This is a genomic window from Ruegeria sp. CJ9 (assembly GCF_056536625.1).
The window spans coordinates 65139-90246 of record NZ_JBQFPY010000001.1; the positions used below are offsets into that span (position 1 = coordinate 65139).

The 25108-nt window shown below is 56.4% G+C and carries 26 protein-coding genes; 14 read left to right on the forward strand and 12 right to left on the reverse strand.

Annotated elements, in window-relative coordinates; all coding sequences use genetic code 11:
• Positions 1–18: 18 nt before the first annotated feature.
• From ACR0AJ_RS00375 to ACR0AJ_RS00415, 9 genes are all read left to right on the forward strand, one after another.
• The gene (locus ACR0AJ_RS00375; protein WP_170375361.1) at positions 19–1065 is read left to right on the forward strand and encodes a sensor histidine kinase; all 1047 of its coding nucleotides are present in this window, start codon (positions 19–21) and stop codon (positions 1063–1065) included.
• A 194-nt stretch (positions 1066–1259) separates the two neighbouring features.
• Positions 1260–2300 (forward strand): substrate-binding domain-containing protein, encoded by a 1041-nt coding sequence (locus ACR0AJ_RS00380; protein WP_170348719.1) that lies wholly within the window; start codon positions 1260–1262, stop codon positions 2298–2300.
• A gap of 84 nt (positions 2301–2384) precedes the next feature.
• Positions 2385–3857 carry a phosphate ABC transporter permease subunit PstC gene (gene pstC, locus ACR0AJ_RS00385; protein WP_480739787.1) on the forward strand — a complete coding sequence of 491 codons (1473 nt, stop codon included), beginning with the start codon at positions 2385–2387 and terminating at the stop codon, positions 3855–3857.
• Entirely contained in the window at positions 3854–5215 is a 1362-nt protein-coding gene (gene pstA / locus ACR0AJ_RS00390) for a phosphate ABC transporter permease PstA (protein WP_480739788.1), read from the forward strand. The genes pstC and pstA overlap by 4 nt, the downstream gene beginning before the upstream one ends.
• A gap of 12 nt (positions 5216–5227) precedes the next feature.
• Positions 5228–6025 (forward strand): phosphate ABC transporter ATP-binding protein PstB, encoded by a 798-nt coding sequence (gene pstB, locus ACR0AJ_RS00395; RefSeq protein WP_480739789.1) that lies wholly within the window; start codon positions 5228–5230, stop codon positions 6023–6025.
• Between the two features lie 16 nt (positions 6026–6041).
• Positions 6042–6743, forward strand: coding sequence for a phosphate signaling complex protein PhoU (gene phoU / locus ACR0AJ_RS00400; protein ID WP_058281268.1), 702 nt, complete (start codon positions 6042–6044; stop codon positions 6741–6743).
• A gap of 12 nt (positions 6744–6755) precedes the next feature.
• Positions 6756–7445: a phosphate regulon transcriptional regulator PhoB gene (phoB, locus tag ACR0AJ_RS00405; protein WP_480739790.1), complete on the forward strand. Its 690-nt coding sequence runs from the start codon at positions 6756–6758 to the stop codon at positions 7443–7445.
• Between the two features lie 111 nt (positions 7446–7556).
• Positions 7557–8786, forward strand: coding sequence for an acyl-CoA dehydrogenase (locus ACR0AJ_RS00410; protein WP_480739791.1), 1230 nt, complete (start codon positions 7557–7559; stop codon positions 8784–8786).
• A gap of 112 nt (positions 8787–8898) precedes the next feature.
• Positions 8899–9666: an SDR family oxidoreductase gene (locus tag ACR0AJ_RS00415; protein WP_480636648.1), complete on the forward strand. Its 768-nt coding sequence runs from the start codon at positions 8899–8901 to the stop codon at positions 9664–9666.
• Here ACR0AJ_RS00415 and ACR0AJ_RS00420 read toward each other — a convergent pair.
• Both ACR0AJ_RS00420 and ACR0AJ_RS00425 read right to left on the reverse strand, forming a co-directional pair.
• Positions 9663–10532, reverse strand: coding sequence for an acyl-CoA thioesterase (locus tag ACR0AJ_RS00420; protein ID WP_170394098.1), 870 nt, complete (start codon positions 10530–10532; stop codon positions 9663–9665). The genes ACR0AJ_RS00415 and ACR0AJ_RS00420 overlap by 4 nt on opposite strands.
• A gap of 48 nt (positions 10533–10580) precedes the next feature.
• On the reverse strand, positions 10581–11801 hold the full coding sequence (locus ACR0AJ_RS00425; protein WP_480739792.1) for a serine hydrolase domain-containing protein: 1221 nt from the start codon (positions 11799–11801) through the stop codon (positions 10581–10583).
• A 164-nt stretch (positions 11802–11965) separates the two neighbouring features.
• Between ACR0AJ_RS00425 and ACR0AJ_RS00430 the strand changes: the two genes are divergently transcribed.
• A complete protein-coding gene (locus tag ACR0AJ_RS00430; protein WP_480739793.1) occupies positions 11966–12571 on the forward strand; it encodes a DsbA family protein in 606 nt (201 codons plus the stop codon).
• Here ACR0AJ_RS00430 and ACR0AJ_RS00435 read toward each other — a convergent pair.
• Positions 12568–13590 (reverse strand): phosphotransferase family protein, encoded by a 1023-nt coding sequence (locus tag ACR0AJ_RS00435; protein ID WP_480739795.1) that lies wholly within the window; start codon positions 13588–13590, stop codon positions 12568–12570. The two genes, ACR0AJ_RS00430 and ACR0AJ_RS00435, sit on opposite strands and share 4 nt — an antisense overlap.
• Before the next feature lie 14 nt (positions 13591–13604).
• Positions 13605–14423: an SDR family oxidoreductase gene (locus ACR0AJ_RS00440; protein WP_170348708.1), complete on the reverse strand. Its 819-nt coding sequence runs from the start codon at positions 14421–14423 to the stop codon at positions 13605–13607.
• Positions 14424–14540: 117 nt separating this feature from the next.
• Here ACR0AJ_RS00440 and ACR0AJ_RS00445 point away from each other — a divergent pair, with 117 nt between their 5' ends.
• The 3 genes from ACR0AJ_RS00445 to ACR0AJ_RS00455 all read left to right on the forward strand — a co-directional run bounded on the left by ACR0AJ_RS00445 (position 14541) and on the right by ACR0AJ_RS00455 (position 16849).
• The gene (locus ACR0AJ_RS00445) at positions 14541–15554 is read left to right on the forward strand and encodes an NADPH:quinone oxidoreductase family protein (protein ID WP_170348707.1); all 1014 of its coding nucleotides are present in this window, start codon (positions 14541–14543) and stop codon (positions 15552–15554) included.
• 93 nt (positions 15555–15647) lie between these two features.
• Entirely contained in the window at positions 15648–16097 is a 450-nt protein-coding gene (aroQ, locus tag ACR0AJ_RS00450) for a type II 3-dehydroquinate dehydratase (protein ID WP_170348706.1), read from the forward strand.
• On the forward strand, positions 16094–16849 hold the full coding sequence (locus tag ACR0AJ_RS00455) for a helix-turn-helix transcriptional regulator (protein ID WP_170348705.1): 756 nt from the start codon (positions 16094–16096) through the stop codon (positions 16847–16849). Before aroQ ends, ACR0AJ_RS00455 begins: the two co-directional genes overlap by 4 nt.
• Before the next feature lie 386 nt (positions 16850–17235).
• Here ACR0AJ_RS00455 and tsf read toward each other — a convergent pair whose 3' ends face one another.
• The 5 genes from tsf to ACR0AJ_RS00480 form a co-directional block, all read right to left on the reverse strand.
• Positions 17236–18111 carry a translation elongation factor Ts gene (tsf, locus tag ACR0AJ_RS00460; RefSeq protein ID WP_170348704.1) on the reverse strand — a complete coding sequence of 292 codons (876 nt, stop codon included), beginning with the start codon at positions 18109–18111 and terminating at the stop codon, positions 17236–17238.
• 76 nt (positions 18112–18187) lie between these two features.
• A complete protein-coding gene (gene rpsB / locus ACR0AJ_RS00465) occupies positions 18188–18988 on the reverse strand; it encodes a 30S ribosomal protein S2 (RefSeq protein ID WP_170348703.1) in 801 nt (266 codons plus the stop codon).
• Between the two features lie 166 nt (positions 18989–19154).
• Positions 19155–20009, reverse strand: coding sequence for a lyso-ornithine lipid O-acyltransferase (gene olsA / locus ACR0AJ_RS00470; protein ID WP_170348702.1), 855 nt, complete (start codon positions 20007–20009; stop codon positions 19155–19157).
• On the reverse strand, positions 19996–20751 hold the full coding sequence (gene olsB / locus ACR0AJ_RS00475) for an L-ornithine N(alpha)-acyltransferase (protein ID WP_170348701.1): 756 nt from the start codon (positions 20749–20751) through the stop codon (positions 19996–19998). The genes olsA and olsB overlap by 14 nt, the downstream gene beginning before the upstream one ends.
• A 98-nt stretch (positions 20752–20849) precedes the next feature.
• Entirely contained in the window at positions 20850–21032 is a 183-nt protein-coding gene (locus ACR0AJ_RS00480; RefSeq protein WP_170348700.1) for a DUF3553 domain-containing protein, read from the reverse strand.
• A gap of 42 nt (positions 21033–21074) precedes the next feature.
• On the opposite strand from ACR0AJ_RS00480, the gene ACR0AJ_RS00485 reads away from it, so the two are divergent.
• Positions 21075–21671 carry a histidine phosphotransferase family protein gene (locus tag ACR0AJ_RS00485; RefSeq protein WP_480739799.1) on the forward strand — a complete coding sequence of 199 codons (597 nt, stop codon included), beginning with the start codon at positions 21075–21077 and terminating at the stop codon, positions 21669–21671.
• On the opposite strand, the gene ACR0AJ_RS00490 is transcribed toward ACR0AJ_RS00485, so the two are convergent.
• The 3 genes from ACR0AJ_RS00490 to obgE are packed head-to-tail and all read right to left on the reverse strand — an operon-like array spanning position 21668 to position 25105.
• Positions 21668–22930, reverse strand: a complete 1263-nt coding sequence (locus tag ACR0AJ_RS00490; RefSeq protein WP_480739801.1) for a glutamate-5-semialdehyde dehydrogenase — start codon at positions 22928–22930, stop codon at positions 21668–21670. The genes ACR0AJ_RS00485 and ACR0AJ_RS00490 overlap by 4 nt on opposite strands.
• Positions 22931–22976: 46 nt before the next feature.
• Complete coding sequence (gene proB / locus ACR0AJ_RS00495) at positions 22977–24083, reverse strand: glutamate 5-kinase (RefSeq protein ID WP_170358454.1); 1107 nt, start codon at positions 24081–24083, stop codon at positions 22977–22979.
• A complete protein-coding gene (gene obgE / locus ACR0AJ_RS00500) occupies positions 24071–25105 on the reverse strand; it encodes a GTPase ObgE (RefSeq protein WP_170348696.1) in 1035 nt (344 codons plus the stop codon). Before obgE ends, proB begins: the two co-directional genes overlap by 13 nt.
• Between the last annotated feature and the right edge of the window lie 3 nt (positions 25106–25108).

Below are 25108 nucleotides of genomic sequence, written 5' to 3' on the forward strand. Positions count from 1 at the left end.
CCGGGAAGGGTCTGAAGAATGTCAGACGACCTGCTTGCCGAACTTGTCTCGGCCATTCCGATGCCGGCTTTGATGGTCGACCAGACCGAACGGATCATTGCCGCCAATGACGATGCCAAAACCCTGCTGACGCAGAATATCGTCGGTCGGCATTTCGCGACAATTTTGCGGCAACCTGGGGTGATTGATGCAATTGAACAGTGCCTGCATACCAATGGTCCGGCAAAGGCGCGCCACCTGTCCAATGACGGAGCGCAGGACACCACGTTCGAGGTTGAATGCCGTTATCTGAACGGTGTAGGGGCGGTGTCCGGCGGTGCCATGCTGGCGACTTTCCAAGATGTCTCGCATGTCGAGCAGGCCAGCCAGATGCGGCGGGATTTCGTGGCGAATGTCAGTCATGAGTTGCGCACACCGCTGACAGCGTTGATGGGCTTCATCGAAACGTTGCGTGGTCCGGCGCGTGATGACGCCGCCGCGCGCGCGCGGTTTCTTGAGATCATGGCCGACGAAGCCAATCGTATGAACCGATTGGTGGGGGATCTGCTGTCACTAAACCGTGTCGAAAGCGAAGAACGTGTGCGGCCCAAAGATCAGCTTGAATTGACGGGGCTGTTGCAATCAACGCTGAACTCACTGCGCCCGCTGGCCGAGAGCGCCAACGTCGAGGTGAGCTTGAACGCGCCAGAAGGGCCTGTCTCGCTGATCGGGGATGGCGACCAGCTGCGTCAGGTCTTCACCAACCTGATCGAGAACGCCATCAAATACGGTGGCAGTGGGGGCAGCGTCGACATTCGGGTGGAATCATCCGAACGCGATTCCGTCATGCGTGGTCCGGCTGTCAGGGTTTTGGTCAGTGACAAGGGGCCCGGCATTGACGCGATACACCTGCCCCGCCTGACCGAGCGATTCTACCGCGCCGACAGCCACAGATCGCGACAACTGGGCGGAACCGGGCTGGGCCTTGCGATTGTAAAACACATAATCAACCGCCATCGCGGGCGTTTGCGGATGCAAAGCGAAGTTGGAAAGGGTTCAACCTTTACCGTAATATTGCCGCGATAACAAAAGCTTGCCAGACGTGGTCTGCCTGTCATGTAAAAAGCGCATTGCAGCTTTGCGTTCCAACGGCCTGTTTTCATGCGATCTGTCATAAAGCTGTTACATACCTGTCACAAAAGGCTTACGCGCGACTTTTAGACGTTGGCGCAAGATCATCATGGGGATGATCACAAACTGATATGATCAAGGAGACTGGAATGTCCTTTGTAAAACTGTCGGCTTCGGCGCTTGCTATCGCTGCCGTATCGGCCACCGCTGCTGCTGCGCGTGACCAGGTTCAGGTCGCGGGTTCTTCGACCGTGCTGCCTTATGCTTCGATCGTTGCAGAAGCCTTCGGTGAAAACTTTGACTTCCCGACACCAGTTGTCGAGTCGGGTGGTTCGTCAGCGGGCCTCAAGCGGTTCTGCGAAGGTGTTGGCGAAAACACCATCGACGTGGCAAACGCATCGCGCGCGATCCGTGAAAAAGAGATCAAAGCCTGTGCCGAAAACGGTGTGACCGACATCATCGAAGTGCAGATCGGTTATGATGGCATCGTGTTCGCATCCGACATTAACGGCAACACGTTCGAGTTCACGCCGGAAGATTGGTACAAAGCCCTGTCCGCGCAGATCGTTGTGGACGGTGAGCTGGTCGACAACCCGAACAAAACCTGGGCCGACGTGAACCCGGATTTCCCGGCGCAACCCATCGCGGCTTTCATCCCGGGCACCAAGCACGGCACCCGTGAAGTGTTCGAAGACAAGGTGATCCTGGCCGGTTGTGAGCATCTGGGCGACTTTGACGTCTACAAAGCGGCCAACGGCGACGACAAAAAGGCGGCTGAGAAAGCCTGTATCGCTCTGCGCACCGACGGCGTTTCGGTCGACATCGACGGCGACTATACCGAGACCCTGGCGCGCATCGACAGCAACAAGGACGGCATCGGCGTCTTTGGTCTGGCGTTCTACGAAAACAACACTGACAAGCTGCAGGTTGCGACCATGTCAGACGTTGTTCCGTCGACCGAATCCATCGCATCGGGCGAATACCCGGTGTCGCGCCCGCTGTTCTTCTACGTGAAGAAAGCGCATATTGGCGTGGTTCCCGGCCTGAAAGAATATGCTGAGTTCTTTGTCGCGGATGAGATTGCAGGCCCCGATGGTCCGCTGGCCGAGTACGGCCTGGTCTCTGACCCGGAGCTGGGCAAGGTTCAGGAAACTGTTGCAAACGAAGCCGTTCTAGGCGGTGGTTCCTAATCCATATCGAAGACCGAACCGGGGCGTTTTCTTCACGCCCCGGTTCTTCTTGACTCCACTCACTGCCATCCTCACGGAGTTCTCATGGCGTTATCCTGGCTGTTGCTAATCCTGCTTGCGCTGGCAGTGATCGGATATTTCACGGGCCGTTCCCGAGCCCTGGCTAGCGCGGGGGGTAACGCCCGCGAACTGCATTCGTTGCCGTCTTATTACGGCTACAATGTTGCCTTTACGGCGCTTGTTCCGGCCTTGGGCGTACTGATCATCTGGCTTTTGGTGCAGCCAATGATCATCGACAACGCAATATCCGGTTTGATCCCTGACAACGCGATCGCCGAAGGGTCGGATCGCGGCCTTGTTATGAGCGAGGTGCGCCGCGTGGCTGACGGCCTGAACGGTGCTGTTGCCGCTGGCACGATGACCGAGGCGCAAGCGCAGAACGCGAATGCGGATATTGATACACTGACCGCGGCCCTGAAGGACGCGGGCCAGGTTCTGACGCAAGATATCACCCAGCCAATCTTGATGGCCGCTCAGAAATACCGCAGCATGACCAGCAGCGGGTCTGTGGCGATGCAGGTCGTAGTGCTGGCGCTGGCCTTTTTGGGTGCGGCCTTTGCTTATGTTCGCACGAATAAGGAATTCCGCGCGCGCAACGTGGTCGAGCAAGGCGTTCTGGCCTTGCTGCTACTGGCCGCGTCGATTGCTATTCTGACCACCGTAGGCATCGTCTTGTCGATGTTCTTCGAGACGCTGAAATTCTTCCAACTACACTCGTGGAAAGACTTTTTCTTCGGCAGCACCTGGGCCCCGAATTTCCGCGGTGGGAGTGAGCTGTCGATCCTGCCGCTTTTGTGGGGTACGCTCTATATCTCGGTGATTGCCCTGTTGGTGGCGGTGCCGATTGGCCTGTTTGCGGCTGTGTATCTGTCAGAATACGCCTCGACCGTGACGCGGTCGGTCGCGAAACCTTTGCTGGAAATCCTCGCGGGTATTCCAACCATCGTTTACGGCCTGTTTGCCTTGCTGACCGTGGGGCCTGCGCTGGTGTCCCTGTTCGGAAATGGCGGCGCGTTGGGGCTGGGGTGGATGGCAAGTTCCAATGCCGTTCTGACCGCTGGTTTGGTGATGGGCATCATGCTGATCCCGTTTGTCTCATCGCTGTCTGATGACATCATCAACGCGGTGCCGCAGTCGATCCGGGATGGCTCGCTTGGACTGGGTGCGACGAAATCTGAAACCGTGCGTCAGGTGGTTCTGCCCGCCGCGCTGCCGGGGATCGTGGGCGCGATCCTGCTGGCCGCCAGCCGCGCCATTGGTGAGACGATGATCGTGGTGATGGCCGCCGGTGCAATCGCCAAGTTCTCGGGCAACCCGTTCGAGGCAATGACCACCATTACAACCCGGATCGTCAGCCAGCTGACCGGCGACACCGACTTTGCCAGCCCCGAGACTCTGGTGGCCTTCGCACTGGGTCTGACACTGTTTATCATAACGCTGGGGCTGAACATCTTTGCCCTCTACATCGTACGCAAATACCGGGAGCAGTACGAATGACCGATATTTCCCAAACACCTGGCGCTGCTCCTGCGGCGAAACCCAAGGGCGGTTCGCTGTTTGAAAAGGACGCGCGCACCAAGCGGCGCAATGCGGCTGAAAGTCGGTTCAAGATGTACGGTGTCGCCGCAATCGGTATCGGGTTGCTGATGCTGGTCGTGCTGGTCACGAATATTGTGACCGCTGGGACCGGGGCCTTCCAGCAGACCTATCTTGAACTGAATGTCGAGCTAAAGGCCGACAAGCTTGATAAGAAGGGCAACCGCAATATTGAGGACATCAAGAAGGTTTCGACCTTCGGTTACGCGCCCCTAATTGCATCGGCTCTGGAAGCCGAAGTTCAAGAGCTGGGTATTAAGACCGATCTGAAATCCAAGGCTATGGGTAAAATCCTGTCCAAGGCAGCGCAAGCCGAGCTGCGGAACTATGTCATCGCCAACCCAGATGAGATCGGCAAAACGGTCAGTTTCCGCTTTTTGACCAACAGCCGCGTCGATGGCTATTTGAAGGGCCGCGTCACACGTGAGTCGATTGCCAACGATAAAAGCATCACGGTCGAACAACTTGATTTCGTTGATCAGTTGCGGAATGCGGGAGTGCTGTACAAAGCCTTCAACCCTGAATTTATCTTTGGCTCGGACGCATCCGATCAACGGCCCGAGGCTGCGGGGATCGGTGTATCGATGCTGGGTTCGCTGTTCATGATGTTTGTGGTGCTTGCGCTAGCGCTTCCGATTGGCGTTGCTGCCTCAATCTATCTTGAGGAATTCGCACCGCAGAACCGGCTGACTGATATCATTGAGGTGAACATTTCGAACCTCGCGGCCGTGCCGTCCATTGTGTTTGGTATTCTGGGTCTGGCCGTGTTCATCAACTATATGCACCTGCCGACATCCGCTCCGCTGGTCGGTGGTCTGGTGCTGACGCTGATGACCTTGCCGACGATCATCATATCGACCCGCGCGTCGCTGAAGGCGGTTCCGCCGTCGATCCGTGATGCAGCGTTGGGGGTAGGGGCCTCGAAAATGCAGGCGGTGTTCCATCACGTTCTGCCTCTGGCCGCGCCCGGCATCTTGACTGGCACGATCATCGGCCTGGCGCAGGCGCTGGGGGAAACTGCGCCCCTACTGCTGATCGGAATGGTGGGCTTTATTGCCTCGAACCCACCGGATGGCATCGTCGCTGGCTTCCTGTCGCCAAACTCGGCCATGCCGGCGCAGATCTATGAATGGTCCAAGCGCGCCGACCCGGCCTTTTATGAACGCGCATGGGGGGGCATCATCATTCTGTTGATCTTCCTTGTGACAATGAACACCATCGCGGTACTTCTGCGCCGCCGCTTTGAACGCCGCTGGTAAAAGGGGCCCAAGATGAACCAGATGACAAATGTGGAGAGAAACGTGGACTCCAAAAACATCAAGATCGCCGCGAATAACGTTCAGGTCCATTACGGCGATACGCACGCCATCAAAGACGTGAATGTTGAAATCGAGGACAAAACCGTCACGGCATTCATCGGGCCGTCGGGCTGCGGCAAGTCCACCTTTCTGCGGTGCTTGAACCGGATGAACGACACGATCGACATTTGCCGGGTGCAGGGCGATATCCTGCTGGATGGCGAGGATATCTATGACAAGCGCGTCGACCCAGTACAACTGCGTGCAAAAGTGGGCATGGTGTTTCAGAAACCCAATCCGTTCCCCAAGTCGATCTATGACAACGTGGCCTACGGTCCGCGCATTCACGGTCTTGCGAAGAACAAGGCGGAACTGGATGAAATCGTAGAAAAATCCCTGCGCCGCGGTGCGATCTGGGACGAGGTCAAGGACCGCCTGGACGCCCCTGGCACCGGTCTGTCCGGCGGTCAACAACAGCGGCTGTGTATCGCCCGCGCTGTGGCGACGGAGCCCGAGGTTCTGCTGATGGATGAGCCATGCTCAGCCCTGGACCCGATTGCAACAGCACAGGTCGAAGAACTGATCGACGACCTGCGCGCGCGCTATTCGGTGGTGATCGTCACTCACTCGATGCAGCAGGCCGCGCGGGTCAGCCAGAAGACCGCGTTTTTCCATCTGGGCAATCTGGTGGAATTTGGGGAAACCGGGCAAATCTTTACCAATCCCTTCGACCCCCGCACGGAAAGCTACATCACCGGCCGGATCGGCTGAACACAGGTATTCAGATATGAGCGAACAACATATTGCATCCGCCTTCGACCGCGACCTAGAAGCCATTCAGGCCCATATCATGAAGATGGGCGGTCTGGTCGAAGCCGCCATCATGAACTCGGCCCGGTCCCTTGAAACACGAGACGAGGAACTGGCCCAGCAGGTCCGTCAGGGTGACAAGGCCATCGACGCTCTGGAAGAGTTGATCAACGAAGAAACCGCCCGCCTGATCGCGCTGCGTGCGCCGACCGCCAGCGATTTACGTCTGGTGCTGTCAGTTCTGAAGGTATCTGCCAACCTGGAACGCATCGGCGACTATTCCAAAAACATCGCCAAGCGCACCACGGTTCTGGCCAGTGGGGGGGATATCAACGGCAGCGCGGCTGCCTTGCGTCGTATGGCACGCGAGGTTGAACGCATGCTGCGCGACGCACTGGACGCATATATTCAGCGTGATGCCGAACTGGCCGCCGAAGTGATCGACCGCGATGAAGAGGTCGACCAGATGTATAACGGTCTGTTCCGCGAATTGCTGACTTTCATGGCTGAGGACCCGCGCAATATCTCGTCCTGTATGCACCTGCATTTCATCGCCAAGAACATCGAGCGTATGGGTGACCACGTCACCGCGATTGCCGAACAGGTCGTGTATTTCGTCACCGGCGAGCGCCCGACCGAGGCGCGCCCGAAAGCCGATATAACCTCTCAATCCGCCTAGGAGTTCAGACGAATGTCCGCTGATCAACCAACCGTTCTGGTGGTCGAGGATGAACCGGCCCAGCGTGAAGTGCTGGCCTATAACCTCGAAGCTGAAGGGTTCCGCGTATCCAAGGCCGCCAATGGCGACGAAGCCATACTGTTGGTCGATGAGGAACAGCCTGACATCATCGTGTTGGATTGGATGATGCCGAATCTCAGCGGGATTGAGGTCTGTCGCCGTCTTAAAATGCGCCCTGATACACGCGCAATTCCGATCATCATGCTGTCGGCGCGTACGGAAGAGATCGACAAGGTACGCGGTCTGGAAACCGGCGCAGATGATTACGTGGTCAAACCTTATTCGGTGGTAGAATTAATGGCGCGGGTGCGCACGCAACTGCGCCGGGTCCGCCCGGCAACTGTTGGTATACGTCTTGAATTTGACGACATCATTCTGGACGCGGAAACGCACAAGGTGAGCCGTAACAGCAAACCATTAAAGCTTGGCCCGACCGAGTTTCGCCTGCTGAGCACATTCATGGAAAAACCCGGCCGCGTCTGGAGCCGCGAGCAACTGCTTGACCGGGTTTGGGGCCGCGATATCTATGTCGATACGCGCACCGTAGACGTCCACATCGGTCGGTTGCGAAAAGCACTGACGCAGCATGGCGGCAAGGACCCGGTTCGAACCGTTCGCGGCGCCGGTTACGCTCTGGGTTGAAGGTCGGGGCAGGGGTATGAGTTTTGCTCATAGTCAGATGCCAAACTCTTACTGTCTTTTGCTGAAAGGCCGGGTTAGTTTGCCGCGAAGTTGATTGAGCGGAGAAGCACCATGAACGCCCCTGACACCAAGCCAACTCTGCGCGCCAAAGATGCGCCTGATATGGGTAAATTCACATGGGATGATCCTTTTCGTTTGTCCGATCAACTGACGGAAGACGAACGTATGATCGCCGCCAGCGCCAACGCTTATGCGCAGGAAAAGCTGCAACCAAGGGTGACCGAGGCTTATCAGAACGAAGAAACCGACCCCGAGATTTTCCGCGAAATGGGTGAAATGGGCCTGCTGGGCACCACGATCCCCGAGGAATACGGCGGACTGGGGGCAGGGTACGTGTCCTACGGTCTGGTCGCGCGCGAAGTCGAGCGTGTAGATTCGGGCTATCGCTCGATGATGTCGGTGCAAAGCTCATTGGTGATGTACCCAATTTATGCCTATGGCAGTGAAGAACAGCGCCGGAAATACCTGCCGAAACTGGCCAGCGGTGAATGGATCGGGTGTTTCGGTCTGACCGAGGCTGATGCAGGATCGGATCCGGCCGGTATGAAAACCCGGGCCGAGAAAATAGACGGCGGATACCGTTTGACCGGCAGCAAGATGTGGATCTCGAACTCTCCGATTGCGGATGTGTTTGTGATTTGGGCCAAGTCTGATGCCCATGACGGTAAGATCCGTGGCTTTGTCTTGGACAAAGGTCTTAAGGGACTGAGCGCTCCGAAAATTCGGAACAAGCTGAGCCTAAGGGCGTCGATCACCGGCGAAATCGTTTTGGACGGCGTCGAGGTCGACGAAAACGCGCTGTTGCCGCATGTACAGGGGCTGAAAGGTCCGTTTGGTTGTTTGAATCGTGCACGCTATGGCATCAGCTGGGGCGTGATGGGGGCGGCTGAAAACTGCTGGCACACCGCGCGCGAATACGGGTTGGATCGAAAACAATTCAATCGTCCGCTGGCGCAGACGCAGCTGTTTCAACGCAAGCTGGCAGACATGCAGACCGAAATCTCATTGGGCTTGCAGGCAAGCCTGCGCGTTGGCCGTCTGATGGACGAAGCGAATGCCGCACCCGAGATGATTTCGATCGTCAAGCGCAACAACTGCGGCAAAGCGCTGGATATCGCGCGGATGTCGCGGGATATGCACGGCGGTAACGGTATCTCGCTGGAGTTCCATGTCATTCGCCACATGGTCAATCTTGAGACTGTGAATACCTATGAAGGGACCCATGATGTGCATGCGCTGATCCTGGGGCGGGCTCAAACCGGGTTGCAGGCATTCTATTGAGGTTAGCGTGTAATTGGTATTATGGTAAAAAGATGATATGCCTGATATGCAAATTACACCATTTTAACAATGGATTACGACGGTTCACTGAACCGTCGTTTGAATAAGCTGAATGGAACTGCGCGGAAAAACTGTGGTTGTCACCGGTGCCGCTCAGGGTATTGGCAAAGGTCTGGCTGAGCGGTTCGCCAAAGACGGTGCCACTGTTGTCTGTTCAGATATCGACCAGCGCGGCGCAAAATCCGTGGCCTCACAAATCGGAGGTCACGGACTGGCATGCGATGTGTCGAGCGAAGACGATATCAAAACTCTGATCAACACTGTTGAAAACGAAATTGGACCCATTGATCTTTTCTGTGCCAATGCCGGTATTCTGACACTTGGCGGTCTGGATGTTCATGACCAGGATTGGGATCGCATCTGGAAGATCAATGTCATGTCCCACGTCTGGACCGCGCGCCATATGGTGCCGCGTATGGTTGCGCGTGGCGGTGGTTATATCATGATCACGGCGTCTGCGGCTGGCTTGCTAAATCAACCCGGCGCCGCACCGTATGCCGTCACAAAGCATGCGGCAGTCGGATTTGCCGAGTGGCTGTCAATTACATACGGCCAGAAAGGTTTGCGTGTGTCTGTTCTATGCCCACAGGCGGTTCGCTCCGAAATGACGCGCGGGCATGAAACTTCGGTCGCTGCAATAGACGGCATGTTAGAGCCTGAAGAAGTGGCTGATGCCTGTCTTTCAGCTATTCAGTCCGAGCAATTTCTGGTCCTGCCGCATCCCGAAGTTCGGGATTACATGCAACTTAAAGCTGGTGACTACGATCGCTGGCTGTCCGGAATGCAAAAGCTAAATCAGCGGTTTATCGAAGACACCTAAGGTTTGTGCCGCACCTTGCGCATCAAACCTTCCTGCGCCACCGAAGCGACCAGCGTGCCGTCTTGCGCATAAATGGACCCACGATTGAAATTACGTCCCTGCCCGCTCCAGGGAGAATCCATTGCGTATAGATGCCAGTTTTCGAAATGTATCGGCGCGTGGAACCACAAAGCGTGATCCAGGCTTGCTCCGTTGACGTCTCCGGCAAACCAACTAAGCCCATGCGGGCGCAGGCCGGACGTCATCAGGTACATGTCAGACGCATAAGCCAGAATCAGATGTTGCGTCACCGGATCAGTTCCGGCGGCAGCTTTCATGCGAAACCAGATCTGGTTTCGGTCGTCTGATTTTTCGGGGGAAAATGGATTTTGGTGATCCACTTCGCGCACCTCGATTGGACGTTCTCGCAGCAGTTCGTCGCGTAATTTTTCGGGAACCTGGTCCACGTATCTTTGGCGCAATTCCTCGCGGGCCGGATAAGCTTCGGGTGCTTTGGTCTGCGGCATGGCGTGCTGGTGATCCCATCCTTCGTCCTGAACATGAAACGAGGCTGACATGTTGAGGATTTGTTTGCCGTGTTGGATCGCAACGACGCGACGTGTGGTCATGGAACCTCCATCACGCGCTCTATCAACTTGATAAATAACAGGAATAGACGGATCACCAGCGCGAATGAAATAAGCGTGCAGTGAGTGGCACAGGCGATCTTCGACAGTTCGATAAGCCGCTGCTAGGGCCTGAGCGATCACCTGACCTCCGAATATGCGTGTTGGTGTTTCACCTCCGGATCCTGTGCCACGGAACAGATCAACCTCAAGCCTTTCGATGTCCAAAAGGTCCAGAAGGATACGTTCTGCTTCGGTCATGTTGCGGTCTCCGGGTGTTTTAAGTCTTGGGTATCAGCGGTCAGAACGTCATTCAATCAATGCCGAGAGGACAAGCGCCTTTAGCTCTGCCCGCGATGGGTATGAACTGGAGGGTGACAACTGGGTGAAGAAGACTGTGGTCAGGTCGTTGACCCGGTCGATCCAAAAGTATGTCGACGCCATGCCGCCCCAGCCAAAATCCCCCAATGAGCCTGGCACTCGGGTTCGACCGGGGTTTATCACCACAGCACCGCCCAAGCCGAATCCGGTACCCTCCATGGGCTGTTCTGCGAAACTTTGCGGACCCATCGCGGCGATGTCGCCTGGCAAATGGTTGCGCATCATGTAGTCCACAGTTTTGGGACCTAAAATGCGGTGTCCCGCGCCCTGCCCGCGATTTCGCAACATCTCCGCAAACCGTGAATAGTCGTCAATCGTGCCAACCAAGCCACCACCACCCGAAAAGGTCGTGGCGTTCTCGAACGGAGAACCTTTGGCCTGATCAACCAGCCTCAGGGTCTCGGCGCCGGTTTCTGCTGAATTCAATGCCATCGCGTCCCCGGCCAACGGAGTGTACAGCGACGCAAATCGATCCCCTGCTCCTTTCTGTACTGAAAACCGGGTGTCCTTCATTTCAAGCGGTTCAAGAATTTCCGTCGCGAAAAACTGATCCAGGGTTTGGCCCGAAACAACCTCGATCACGCGACCAATTACGTCGATGCCCACGGAATATTCCCAGCGAGTGCCCGGTTGAAATGCCAAAGGCAGAGCAGCGAGGTCGCGGACGCGATCGGCTAGAAGACCTTGATCTGGTTTGAACATAAGGTCCTGTTCATCCATCGCTAGCGGCAGCACTCCGGGGTTGAAGGGATAGCTGAACCCACTTGTATGCGTCAGGAGTTGATGCAGCGTCGGCGTAGGTGCGTCTTCGGTTTGATCTAACCGCGCGGCCCCCGGAATCAGTGCCTGCATTTTGGAAAATTCTGGCAGAAATTCTGATAGTTGCGCATCGAGGTGAAACAAACCCCGCTCGGCCAGCATCATCAGAGCGACAGTGGTGATCGGTTTGGTCATTGAATAAATGCGCACAACTGTATCGCGCTGAAAATCCAGATCATCTTCAACGCTTCTTTTGCCGCAGGCGTTGAAAAACACCTCGGAACCCTTGTGTTTCACCAACAGGGAGTTGCCCGCGTATTTTCGCTTATCGACATAACGCTGCATCCAGTCGGCAATGCGGCTCAGGCGGTTCGCGTCGAAGTTTGTCATTGATGATTAACCCTTTGGTACATGGGCGCGATCTTGCGGGCTTACGTGCTGAATTGACAGGGAAATCGACCACACGGACTGCAAGCCTGTTACACTAGGGTCGTAGCGGATTCGCTTGTCACGAGTTGGTTCATTTCCAGTGTTCAAATTCTCGGAGGAGCAACATGGCGCAACATATAGATTTCGTTTATGATTTTTGCAGTCCCAATGCATTTTTGGCGTTTAAGACCTTGCCGGACTTGGCAGGCGAACACGGTGTGCAGGTGAACAATGTGCCGGTCCTGCTGTCGACGGTTTTCAAGGTGACCAACAACCAAAGCCCGTTTCAGGCTTTTTCGGAAAACCGTCAGAAATCGGCCTATCTGACTCATGATCTGCATCGATTTGCGCGCACGCGGGGCCTGAGCTTTCACATGAGTCCTCATTTTCCGATTAACACCAAATTTGCCATGCGTGGGGCTGTGTTTGCGTCCGGAAAACCTTGGGAAGGCAAATATATGAACGCTGTTTTCGATGCGATTTGGGTGCATGGTCAGAAGGTCGATGAACTGGGTGTTCTGTCGGAAATCATGCAAGAGAACGATCTGCCAGCGCGTAAAATACGCGAGGCGATGACCAGCGTCGACATCAAGCAACAATTGAAAGACCAGACCAAGGCCGCCGTAAAACGCGGTGTATTCGGCGTTCCCAGCATGTTTGCGGGGTCCGAAATGTTCTTTGGCAAGAATAGTCTTGGAAATCTAGGGTTGGAGCTGTCAAAAACCCCTTAGCCTTCTATGGCGTCCAGCCCGTGGCGTGCGAATATTGGAACATACGAACCAAGTATCATCGCCCGTTCCGGGTCGGAAGCATTTCCGTCCTGCGCGCGTTTGAAGACCCCCTGCAAAATCGCGGCCATACGAAAGAAGTTGAAGGCCAGATAAAACCCGAAATTGTCGATCCCGGAAAGGCCACGACGCTGGCAATACTGATCGATAAATGCCTGATCTAAGGGCAGGCCTAGACTTGCCCGATCAATTCCGGCCAGCCCCCTGCCCTCGGCACCCGGCGGCATCTGCCACTGCATGATCACTGCCGCCAAATCTGCATACGGATGCCCGATCGTCGACAATTCCCAATCCAGAACCCCGATGCACTGTGTGCCGTCTTTCTCAAACATCAGATTGTCGATACGGTAATCACCATGCACCAGCGTTCTTTGGCCGTCATCTGCGGGTATCGAACCTTCAAGGGCGGTCATCAGCGCATCCATCTCGGGGATATTTGCGGTCTCAGAGGCGCGGTACTGTTTGATCCAGCGCGCAATCTGGCGTTCAAAGTAGTTTCCGGGCGGGCCATAGTCAGATAGTCCGGCGGCATCTATATCCACCTCGTGGAGGTCGGCCAGTACACGGTTCGTTTCATCCAGCACGGCGCTGCGAGTGGCATCGGTTTCCCCGCTCAATGTAGGTTCTAGAAATACGCGCCCTTCCAGATGCTCCATAACATAAAAATCCGACCCGATGACATCGCCATCCTCGCACAGCAGGTACATTTTCGGGACCGGTACGGCACTGTTGGCCAACGCGCTTTGAACACGGAATTCCCGATCCACCGCATGGGCAGATTTCAATAACGCACCCGGAGGCTTGCGACGCAGAACATAAGACTGATCGGGGGTCTTCAGCAAAAAGGTCGGGTTGGATTGCCCTATCGCAAACTTCCTCGCCTGCAACGGCCCACAATAGCCCGGAAGATGCGACTTGAGGTACGCATCCACAGCTGCCAGATCCAAACTCGTGCTGTCCATCTACGCCTGAATCCTCACAAAGCTTCGGCAAATATGTTCCCGGCCGTCTCGACGTTGATCCCACCGGACACCGGGATCACTGCACCGGTGACATAGCTGCCGCCACGACCGCATAGGAACAGCATACAGCCGGCAATATCCTCATCACGCCCAACCCGACCCAAAGGAACCGAGTTACCAACCCTTTCGCGTGTCTCTTCATCGGCCGTGGCAAAGGCAGTCATCTTCGAGACGAACGGCCCCGGTGCCAGCGCGTTGACCGTGATGTGGTAGGGCGAAAACTCCTTGGCCATGATCTTGGTCAGGTGCAGCACTGCCGCTTTCGAAGCCGAGTAGCTATAGGCCCCATCGCCCATCGGCACCTCACCCATGACCGAACCGACATTGACCACTCGCGCCGGGTCGTCAACTAAGCCAGACTGCATCAGCATCGGCAACAGTTTTTGGGTCAGCTCGAACAAGCCCGCGACATTGACCGACATAACTTTATCCCAGGCCTCATGTGGGAATTGTCCCATCGGCGCACCCCAGGTTACGCCTGCATTATTCATCAGGATATCAAGGCGATCTGTTCGCTTGTTAACCTCGGATACAAGCGCCGCGATTCCATCTTTGGTTGCAACATCACCGCCGAACCCTTCGGCATGACCGGGCGCATCCAAAGCGTTCAGCTCAGCCGCAACGGCTTCGCAGGCGTCTGCCTTGCGGGATGCGATCAGAACACGCGCCCCTGCCCGCACCAAAGCCTCGGCCGCCATTCGCCCGATGCCTGTTGCGCCGCCGGTGACAAGCGCGGTTTTGCCTAGCAATGAGAATAGCGTGTCAGGGGTCATGGTCTGCTCCTCAGTACAGTAGTTGTCGACACGTTGGAGAAATGGTTGATTTCTTGACAACTCATTGGTCCGCGCCAAAGCTCCTCATATCCGAATAACAGGGATAACGGGATTAATATGCAAGCTTTACTCAGCGTCGCGCCGGGCGGGCCAGATACACTAGAGCTGACCAGCCTGCCTGATCCGGTACCGGGTAAAGGCGAATTGCTGATCGGGGTTAGGGCCGCAGGCGTTAATTTCCCCGACACACTGATCATTCAGGACCTCTATCAGATCAAGCCACCCCGCCCCTTTGCGCCGGGCGGTGAAATCGCCGGGGACGTTCTGGCCATTGGCGAAGGTGTGACCGGGTTCAACGTTGGAGACCGTGTTCTGGCGCTGACCGGGCATGGCGGGTTTTCAACACATCTAACAATCCCCGCTGCAACCGCCATTAAATTCCCAGGCTCGATGCCATACGAGGATGCGGCCTGCTTTGTCTTTACCTACGGCACGTCTTATCACGCGTTGAAAGACCGCGCTGCCCTGCAGCCCGGGGAAACCCTGTTGGTGCTGGGCGCTGCCGGGGGGGTCGGGTCTGCTGCGATCGAGTTGGGCAAGGCCATGGGCGCACGTGTGATCGCCGCAGTCTCCTCGTCCGACAAAGCGGATTTTTGCCGAGATTTGGGGGCGGATGAAACGCTTATCTATTCCCTTGAGATGAACAAAGAGGCACAAAAAGAATTCTCATCGGGAATCAAAGATTTGGCAGGGCCGTTAGGTGTAAATGTCGTTTATGATGCTGTGGGTGGAGATTATGCGGAACCTGCGCTGCGCAGTATGGCCTGGGCCGGGCGATATCTTGTGATCGGTTTCCCGGCGGGCATTCCCAAAATACCTCTGAACCTGCCATTGCTGAAAAGCTGCCAAATTGTAGGGGTTTTTTGGGGCGCATCGGTGCTGCGCGATCCTGTAGGCCATTCAAAAAATGTGAGTGATTTGTTCAAGTTATACGTCGATGCTCGTATAAAACCGCGGATCAGCGCCAAGTATCCGTTCGACCTTGCCTCCAAAGCTCTGACTCATCTGGCCAACCGTTCTGCCCTTGGTAAAATCGTGGTGACAATGCCTGCAAGGGCTGAACATGATTGACGGTTTCTTTAATCGCTCGCCCTATACGCGCGTTGGCCGGTGGACATTCCCACCTGTTCGCGTTTAAGAAACTGGTATGGGAACAGTGAAATAATGCACAAAGCTCTGATTTTGAATGGCCCGAACCTGAACCTTTTGGGCACCCGACAACCCGAGGTTTATGGAAGCACCACGCTGGAGATGGTTGAGAATCTGTGCGTAAGCCACGGATCTTCCATCGGTCTGGACGTGTCGTGCTTTCAGTCAAACCACGAAGGTGCCCTGATTGATGCCATCCACGCGGCCAAGGGGGATCAGGACGGCATTGTTCTGAATGCAGGTGCTTATACGCATACCTCAATCGCCCTGATGGATGCGATTGCGTCCGTTGAACTTCCAATGATCGAGGTCCACCTGTCCAACATCCATGCCCGCGAAGAATTCCGGCACGTGTCCTATATCTCGAAGGTGGCGATCGGCCAGATTTGTGGCTTTGGCCCGCAAGGCTATGTGATGGCTCTGGACGGATTGGCGGCGCATCTGAAAGGCGGGTCGACTGCATGAAGCTGAGCGAATACCTGCACTTTCTCAGCTATACCAAAACTTTGGAAGAGCTTTGGGACGCCCATTGCCGTCAGATGGCCGAATACGGGTTTGATCGGCTGATCTATGGCTACACCCAATACCGCACCGAGACATCGCTGGGTGATCCAGAGGATTTCGTGATTCTGACCAATCATGGAAAGTCCTATCTGGATGGATTCCTTCGTGGTGGCCTGTATTTTCATGCTCCGATGTTGAAATGGGCGCTAAGCAACGAAGGTGCCGCCAGTTGGAATATCGCCCAGGATTTGGTGTCCAACCGCGGATTAACGCAGCAAGAACTGGACGTTCTGGAATTCAATCGAAAGCACGGCGTTGCGTTCGGATATACGGTCAGTTTCACCTCGGTTTCGATGCGTTCCAAGGGGGCGATTTCCCTTTCCGCCGGAAATGCGACCAGCCAGGACGAAGTGGATGCGATGTGGGATGAGCATGGTGACGATATCCTGCTGATGAACAATGTTGCGCATCTTAAAATCCTCACCCTGCCCTATAACGCGCCGAACCGAGCGCTGACCAAGCGCCAGCGTGAAGCGTTGCAATGGGTCGGTGACGGCAAGACCACCCAGGACATTGCCCTATTGATGGGGCTGACATCGGCTACGGTCGAAAAACATTTGCGATTGGCGCGCGAGGCGTTGTCGGTGGAAACCACCGCTCAGGCCGTTCTGAAGGCGTCACTACAGAATCAGATGTTCGTTATGGAGGTCTAAGGTCCGAGAATTGACGCTTAGGAGCGTCAATTTACCCTAGGTAAGGAAATCATGACTTTCCAATCTGGGGGGCTGGTTGCAAAGTGAGAGTGTTCCGTGAGTGGTGGCTTTAGCCAGGGAACATTTGGTTGGATCTTTGTAATACCAAGGCTCTCCAATCGCTCTGACATAAAGGCGCCTATTTGTCCGCGTCAGTTTGTCGGAATTTTGAGGGGCCTCGACCATCCCCATCATGCGGGGCCCCTCATACCTTTTCAGAAAGGTTCAGGACGCGAGTGCGTCCTTTTTTATTGGCTAATGGCTTGAGTGGCCTAAACAAACCGGCCACGACTAGCGCGACCGGTTTCTTTGGCTCCCCGAACTCTGCAAAGTTCGGGAGTGCTTTTTTAGCCTTGTGCGGCTTTGGCAACTTCTGCTGCGAAGTCTTCTTTTTCGACAACGATGCCTTCGCCAACTTCCAGACGGACAAAGCCGGTGATGGTTGCGCCTGCCTCTTTCGCCGCTGCTTCAACGGTCAGGTCAGGGTTCACAACGAAAGACTGGTTCAGCAATGTGGATTCCGCGACGAATTTCTTCATGCGACCAACGATCATCTTTTCGATCACCTGCTCCGGCTTGCCGGATTCGCGGGCAATGTCCATCTGAACCTGCTTTTCTTTTTCAACAACAGCCGGGTCCATGTCTGCCTCGGACAGGGCCGCCGGGTTCACGGCTGCGATGTGCATTGCAACTTGTTTGCCGATGGCTTCATCGCCGCCAGACAGAGCAACCAGAACACCGATTTTGCCCATGCCGTTGGTGGCCGCATTGTGGACATAGGACACAACAGTGTCGCCCGACAGCTTGGCCATACGACGGACCGACATGTTCTCACCAATGGTGGCGATTTTGTCGGTCAGGGTGTCCGCAACATTCTTGCCACCCAGATCAGCAGCCAGCAGCGCCTCGACATTGTCGACGCCTTCTGCGGCATACGCGATCTTGCCAACCATTTCCTGGAACTCGGCGTTTTTCGCGACAAAGTCGGTTTCCGAGTTCACTTCGACAGCAACACCGTTGCCACCGTTGACGTGAACAGCGACCAGACCTTCTGCAGCGGTACGGCCCGATTTCTTGGCCGCCTTGGCCAGGCCCTTGGTGCGCAGCCAGTCAACGGCTTCGTCCATGTTACCTTCGGTTTCGGTCAGCGCTTTTTTCGCGTCCATCATGCCTGCGCCGGTCGAGTCGCGCAGTTCTTTAACCATTGCTGCTGTGATTGCCATCTCTTGGCTCTCCTCAATTCAAACGGAATTGGGGCAGGTCTACCCTGCCCCATATGTCATTTAGGTGACGGGCAGCTTACGCTTCGGCTTTGGCTTCCGGCGCGGCTTCTTCTGCGGGTGCTTCTTCCGCAACGGCTTCTTCAACCGGAGCTTCTTCGAACGCACCCAGATCAACGCCTGCTGCACCCATCTGCGCGGTCATACCGTCCAGAGCGGCCCGTGCGGCCAGATCGCAGTACAGCGCAATCGCGCGCGCCGCGTCGTCGTTGCCGGGAATGATGTAATCAACACCGTCAGGCGAGCAGTTGGTGTCGACAACGGCCACAACCGGGATACCCAGTTTGTTGGCTTCGGCGATGGCCAGTGCTTCTTTTTTGACGTCGATGACGAACAGCAGATCAGGGACGCCGCCCATTTCGCGGATGCCGCCCAGCGAAGCCTGCAGCTTGCCCTGGTCACGTTCCATGCCCAGACGCTCTTTCTTGGTCAGGCCCTCGGCACCCGATTCCATGGCTTCGTCGATCTGGTTCAGACGGTTGATCGACTGAGAAACGGTTTTCCAGTTGGTCAGCGTGCCACCCAGCCAGCGGTGGTTCATGTAGTACTGAGCCGACTTTTCAGCTGCTTCAGCGACGGGCTGAGCTGCCTGACGCTTGGTGCCGACAAACAGAACGCGGCCACCTTTTGCGACGGTGTCACGAACGGCTTGCAGAGCCTGATCCAGCATCGGAACGGTCTGAGTCAGGTCCATGATGTGGATACCATTGCGCGAGCCGTAGATGAACGGGCCCATGCGGGGATTCCAACGCTGTGTCTGGTGACCAAAGTGAACGCCAGCTTCCAGCAGCTGACGCATGGTGAACTCGGGAAGAGCCATGCTATTTTCCTTTTCCGGTTTACGCCTGGGCGGGGGTGAAAGAAGCAGATGCTCCAACCGGCGGTCTTAATGAGGATGTCTCCCTCAAAAAGCCCAAACCCCGCCTGCGGGTTTGAATGGCGCGCGTATACGGCAGGTTTTCGGCTAGCGCAAGGGCTTTTCGCCCTTATTTTTCAAGCCCTGCCAGTGCGTGCGCGTGGCGCACGGCCTCTTCACAATATGCGGCCAGCGCCTTGCGGCTTTCGAAATCGCTAACCTTGGCCGGTGCATGATAAATCAATTCAACCGCACCCTGCCCGCGCGCACCCAGCGTTTTCAAAAGGTGTGGGGCGAAATCCATATCTCCCCACCAGCCATAAAACCGGTCGGGTTGCCCTTTGGGCGCGTGATACACAACCGAGACTGGCTGCACATACATGAAATCTCGCAATTCATCTGCGAAGAACGCGGCGAAAAGAGTTGTTTTAAAAGGTAAAACACGCTGCCCGTCGGTCGACGTCCCTTCGGGGAAAAACAGCAGCTTATGACCAGCTTTCAAGCGAGTTTCGAATATTCTTGTCTGTTCTCTTGCTTTCTTGCGGTCCCGCTCGATGAACACGGTTCCTGTTGCACGGGCAAGCCAGCCGATACCGGGCCATTTGGCCACCTCGGCCTTGGACACGAAATAGACGCGCTTGCGCGCATTCAAGGCGAAAATGTCCAGCCATGACGTGTGATTTGCAACCACAGCGCCGCGCTGTTGCATCAATTCGCCCGAGGTTCGAAACCGTATCCCGAGGATCCGAAACGCATTGCGGCAGACAAATTGCGAAATAAACGGCGTTACGGGGCGGCGCACGCCGTACAACGGACGCTCGATCAAGCGCACCACCAATAGAACTAGCAAACCTCCAAACACCAATACGGCCAGTGGTAATCCGCGGAGAAAAACCAACATCCACCCCACCAACCCCAGTTTGATGGGGTCTGGTTCATCCTCGCTGTTCCAAAGCGGTTCGTTCACCAATTTATGCCCCGCCATAGATGCGTTTCTGCCGCTCGTTCATGCGGGCCGTATCGAGGATCAGGCAAACATCAGTGGTGTTGAATGAATGGTCGATGAACGCGCCTTCTCCCACGAAACCCCCTAGGCGAAGATAGGCCTTGATCAATGCCGGAACCTGAACCATCGCAGCTCGGCGATCCAGATCGGCGGGCGCAACAAGATCCATGGAGTTAAATACTTCTGGTTGTGCCCTCACCCTCAAATCAGGCGGCGCGAGATGGTTGTGATGCAGCATCGACAAGGGCTGCGCCAATTCCTGAACATCCGTTCCGTGAAAGCTGGCGACACCGAACAGAACTTCGATCTCACGCTCATTTACATAGGCCGCCAATCCGTTCCACAGATGATACATCGCAGTGCCCCCGCGATAGTCACGGTGGACGCATGAACGGCCGAGCTCCAACAGCTTGCGACCGCTTTGCTTCAAAACAGTCAGATCGTATTCATCTTCGGAATAAAACTGCCCCAGTTCTGCAGCACGTTCGCCCGGTAATAGCCTGTAAACGCCAACAACTTCGCTTGTCAGGTCGTCTATCGCCAGCATGTGATCAAAATACGGATCGAACTTGTCGCGCTCCAGTCCGGCGTCATGATCCACCATCTCTCCGCCACCGCCCAGTTCGCGAACAAACACGTCATAGCGCAGCCGTTGGGCAGCGCGCAGTTCGTCCTCGGTCTGTGCAAGTTTGACGGTAAAGGAAGGGCCTGCGTCCGGCATTGATGGTTCCGTTCTTGTTTGCGCGCTGATACCGCAGTTTCCGTAGGGATGGCAACAAGAGCGGATTTGCGGGGCCGTTAACCTTTCCTAAACCAGTTTCACAGATCAAAGACCGGCATCAGGGCGATGCGCGTTCCGTCAATCACCACTTTCCCCTGCTCGCGAAAGTTCACGGTGATCTTGCCCCCGATGTTGGACTGCACCTGTCCAACGCCCCAATCGGGGTAATCGGGGTGGCGGACGTACATGCCCGGTGCAAGAATAGCATTAAGGTCTGTCATGCGAGGGCTCCGGTCCGGCGGCAGATGCAGCAGGAGGTACGCATGAGCGACACCACAGTCAACCTGGCCGAGTTGATCGGGTCCCGGATCTGTCACGATTTGATCAGCCCCATCGGGGCGATCACCAACGGTCTGGAGCTGCTTGAGATGGTTGGCGCAGTCCAGGGGCCTGAGATGGAACTTATCTCGGGCAGTGTTGGCAGTGCCGGGGCGCGGATTCGGTTTTTCCGCGTGGCGTTTGGTTCAGCCAGCGATCAGCCTTTGGGCCGAACCGAGGTCTCGGAACTGTTAAAGGATGTCGAACGCGCAGGCCGCGTGCGCGTCAACTGGCACCTGACCGAGGCGGTGCCGCGTAATCAGGTCAAACTGGCATTTCTGGCGTTGATGTGCTGCGAAAACGCCATGCCTTTTGGGGGCGAAGTGACCATCGATCAAAATGTTGAAAGCTGGACGGTCACAGGATCAGCCGACAAGCTGAATGTGGATAATGACCTTTGGAAGAATCTGCCGACAGGGCGATACCCCAATAAAGTCACGCCCGCACAGGTGCAGTTTGCTCTTTTGCCAAAGACTGCCACGTCGGTGGGGCGGCGGGTTGTGGCGGAAACCACCTCAACCCGCGTTGTGATCCGGTTTTAAGACCGGGTCGTTCCATTCCCGCGCACAAGATACTGAAAGCTGGTCAGCTGCGCCGCACCCACCGGGCCACGCGCATGCATTTTACCGGTCGCAATGCCGATCTCAGCGCCCATACCAAACTCACCCCCATCGGCGAATTGGGTTGAGGCATTGTGCATCAGGATTGCACTGTCGAGCCGTTCGAAGAACCGCGCAGCAGCGGTCTCGTCCTCGGTCATGATGCAGTCGGTATGGTCCGAGCCATTGAGGCGGATATGCGCGATGGCTTCGTCAATATCAGCGACCGGTCTCGCCGCGATGATACTGTCGAGGAATTCCTTTCCCCAATCATCGACCGTCGCAGCCACGGTGCCATTCTGGGCCAGCGCGCCTTCGGCGTGAACCTCAACACCTGCGGCCATTAGCGCAGCGATAACGTCGCGTCCCAGTGTTTCAACCACATCCTGATGGATCAACAGGCATTCGGCTGCGCCGCAGATTCCGGTCCGCCGGGTTTTGGCGTTCATCACCACGTTCAGCGTTTTCTGCGGATCGGCGGCTTTGTCGATGTAGATATGCACGATGCCTTCAAGATGCGCGAAAACAGGTACGCGCGCCTCTCGCTGCACCAGCCCCACCAGGCCTTTACCCCCGCGCGGGACGATAACATCGACATAATCCGTCAGGGTAAGCAATTCCTGAACCGCAGCGCGGTCTCGCGTCGGCACCAGTTGGATGGAATCCTCGGGCAGGTTTGCGGCCTTTAGCCCTTGGACTAGACAAGCGTGGATGGCGCCCGAAGAATGAAAGCTCTCGGACCCGCCACGAAGGATCACCGCGTTGCCCGATTTCAGGCACAGCGCGCCGGCATCTGCTGTCACATTGGGGCGGCTTTCATAGATCACGCCGATCACACCCAAAGGCGTGCGCACACGCTGGATATGCAGTCCCGAGGGCATGTCCCATTCAGTCAGCACCTCGCCCACAGGATCAGCCTGATCCGCGACCGTGCGCAGCCCGTCAACCATGCCCTGAATGCGCGCCTCGTCCAGCATCAGGCGATCCATCATTGCCGGGTTCAGACCTTTTTCACGACCGAATTCGAGGTCTTTCTTGTTGGCCTCGATGATTCTGGCACGGTTGGCCCAAACCGCATCAGCGGCGGCGATCAGGGCTGCATGTTTCCGTTCGGCGCTGGCAAAAGCCAATTCGGCCGAGGCTTTCTTGGCGCGTTTTCCAAGATCGGCCATCAGTGTGGGGATGCTGTCGAAATCCTTCATCTCAGATGCCTTTCAGTCGGTCTTTTGGTGTTCTAACATCGCTCGGCTACCGCGCCAAATCGTCTCGATGGATCAGCACTGCCCTGCCCGGATAACCCAGAGTCGCCTCGATTTCCGAGGATTTTCGCCCCTTGATCGCGTCTGCTTCTTGCGCGGTATAGCGGCTGAGGCCCTGTGCCAAGCGTCGCGCTTCCGGGTCCAGAATGGCCACAGGATCGCCACGGCCAAAGTCTCCGGTCACTTCGACGATCCCGGCAGGCAACAGGCTTTTACCGTTGCCGAGTGCCCGGGCTGCGCCGGCGTCCACCACGATTTCACCACGCGGTTTCATCGCCGAGATCCACCGTTTCCGGGCCGCATGTGGGTCCAGGGTCGCGGTGAACCAAGTGCAATTCGCACCGTTTTCAAGTGATTTCAGAGGGTTCAGCGGCGATCCTTCAGTAATCGCCATATCACACCCGGCGGCTGTCGCCATCTTTGCAGCCAGCAGCTTTGTCTTCATTCCGCCTTTGGACAGGCCTGACCCTGCGTCACCCGCCATCTGTTCGATCTTAGGCGTAATTTCTTCGATCACGTCGTAACGCGTGGCCGAGGCGTCCTCATTCGGGTTGCCGGTATAGAAACCGTCTACGTCGGATAGCAGGATCAACTGATCCGCGCCCACTGTGACAGCGATCTGTGCGGCAAGGCGGTCATTGTCGCCATAGCGGATTTCATCCGTCGCGACCGTATCGTTTTCGTTGACGATAGGCACGACACCCAAACCCAGCAAAGTTTCAAGCGTCGCGCGTGAGTTCAGATAACGCCGGCGGTCGGCGCTGTCCTCCAACGTCACCAAGACCTGCGCGGTAGTGATCTTGTGCGGCGTTAACGCCTCCTCGTACGCGCGAGCCAGCCGGATCTGACCTACAGCAGCGGCAGCCTGAGATTTCTCCAGCGGCAAAGCCTCCATCGGCAAGCCCAAGACCCCGCGACCCAACGCGATAGACCCGGATGACACCAAAATGACGTCCGTTCCCTGCCCCTTTAGCCAAGCTACGTCCTGCGCCAAGGAGTGCAGCCAGTCCGAGCGCAAAAGGCCCGTGTCCCGATCCACCAGCAAGGCGGACCCGATCTTGACCACCAGACGCTTGGCTGAGGTCAGGGTTGCCACGTCTTCGCCTCCTCAACGGGCTTTTGCCGCAGGCGGTTTTCGTCAATCTGGGTACGCAATGCGCGCAGAACCTCGGTCACGCCCAGATGCGCCACACCGGACATGGTCATGACGGGGCCGCCGACGGCCTCTTCCAGCTCGGCCTTAGCCGCTTCGCGTTCTTCATCATCCAGTGCGTCGACCTTGTTCAGCACCGTAATACGAGGTTTCTCAGCCAGTTCGCCGCCATAAGCCTCAAGCTCGTGAATAATGGTCCGATAGTCATCAGCCACGGTCTCAGACGTTCCATCGACCAGATGCAGCAGAACTGCGCAGCGTTCCACGTGACCCAGAAAACGATCTCCGATCCCACGGCCTTCGTGGGCGCCTTCGATCAGGCCGGGAATGTCAGCCACGACAAACTCGACGTTATCAACGCCGACCACACCCAGGTTCGGGTGCAGCGTGGTAAAGGGATAATCCGCAATTTTCGGACGGGCGTTGGATGTTGCGGCCAGAAAGGTCGACTTTCCAGCATTGGGCATGCCCAGCAAGCCCACATCGGCGATCAGTTTCAGCCGCAGCCAGATGGTGCGGTCGATCCCCGCCTGCCCCGGATTGGCCCGGCGCGGGGCTTGGTTGGTGGCAGATTTGAAGTGCAGGTTGCCGAAGCCGCCATTGCCGCCTTTGGCCAGCAAAACCCGCTGACCGACCTCAGTCAGATCGCAGATGACGGTTTCTTCGTCTTCGTCCAGAATCTCGGTACCAACCGGCACCCGCAAGACAATGTCGTCGCCGTCCTTGCCGGTGCGCTGCTGACCCCGACCGGGTTGACCGTTCTTGGCAAAGAAATGCTGCTGATAGCGGAAGTCGATGAGGGTGTTCAACCCGTCAACGACCTCGGCCCAGACAGATCCGCCTTTACCGCCATCACCGCCATCGGGACCGCCGTATTCGATGTACTTTTCGCGCCGAAAGCTGACGCAGCCGCCACCTCCGGCACCGGACCGGATGTAGACCTTTGCAAGATCGAGAAATTTCATGTG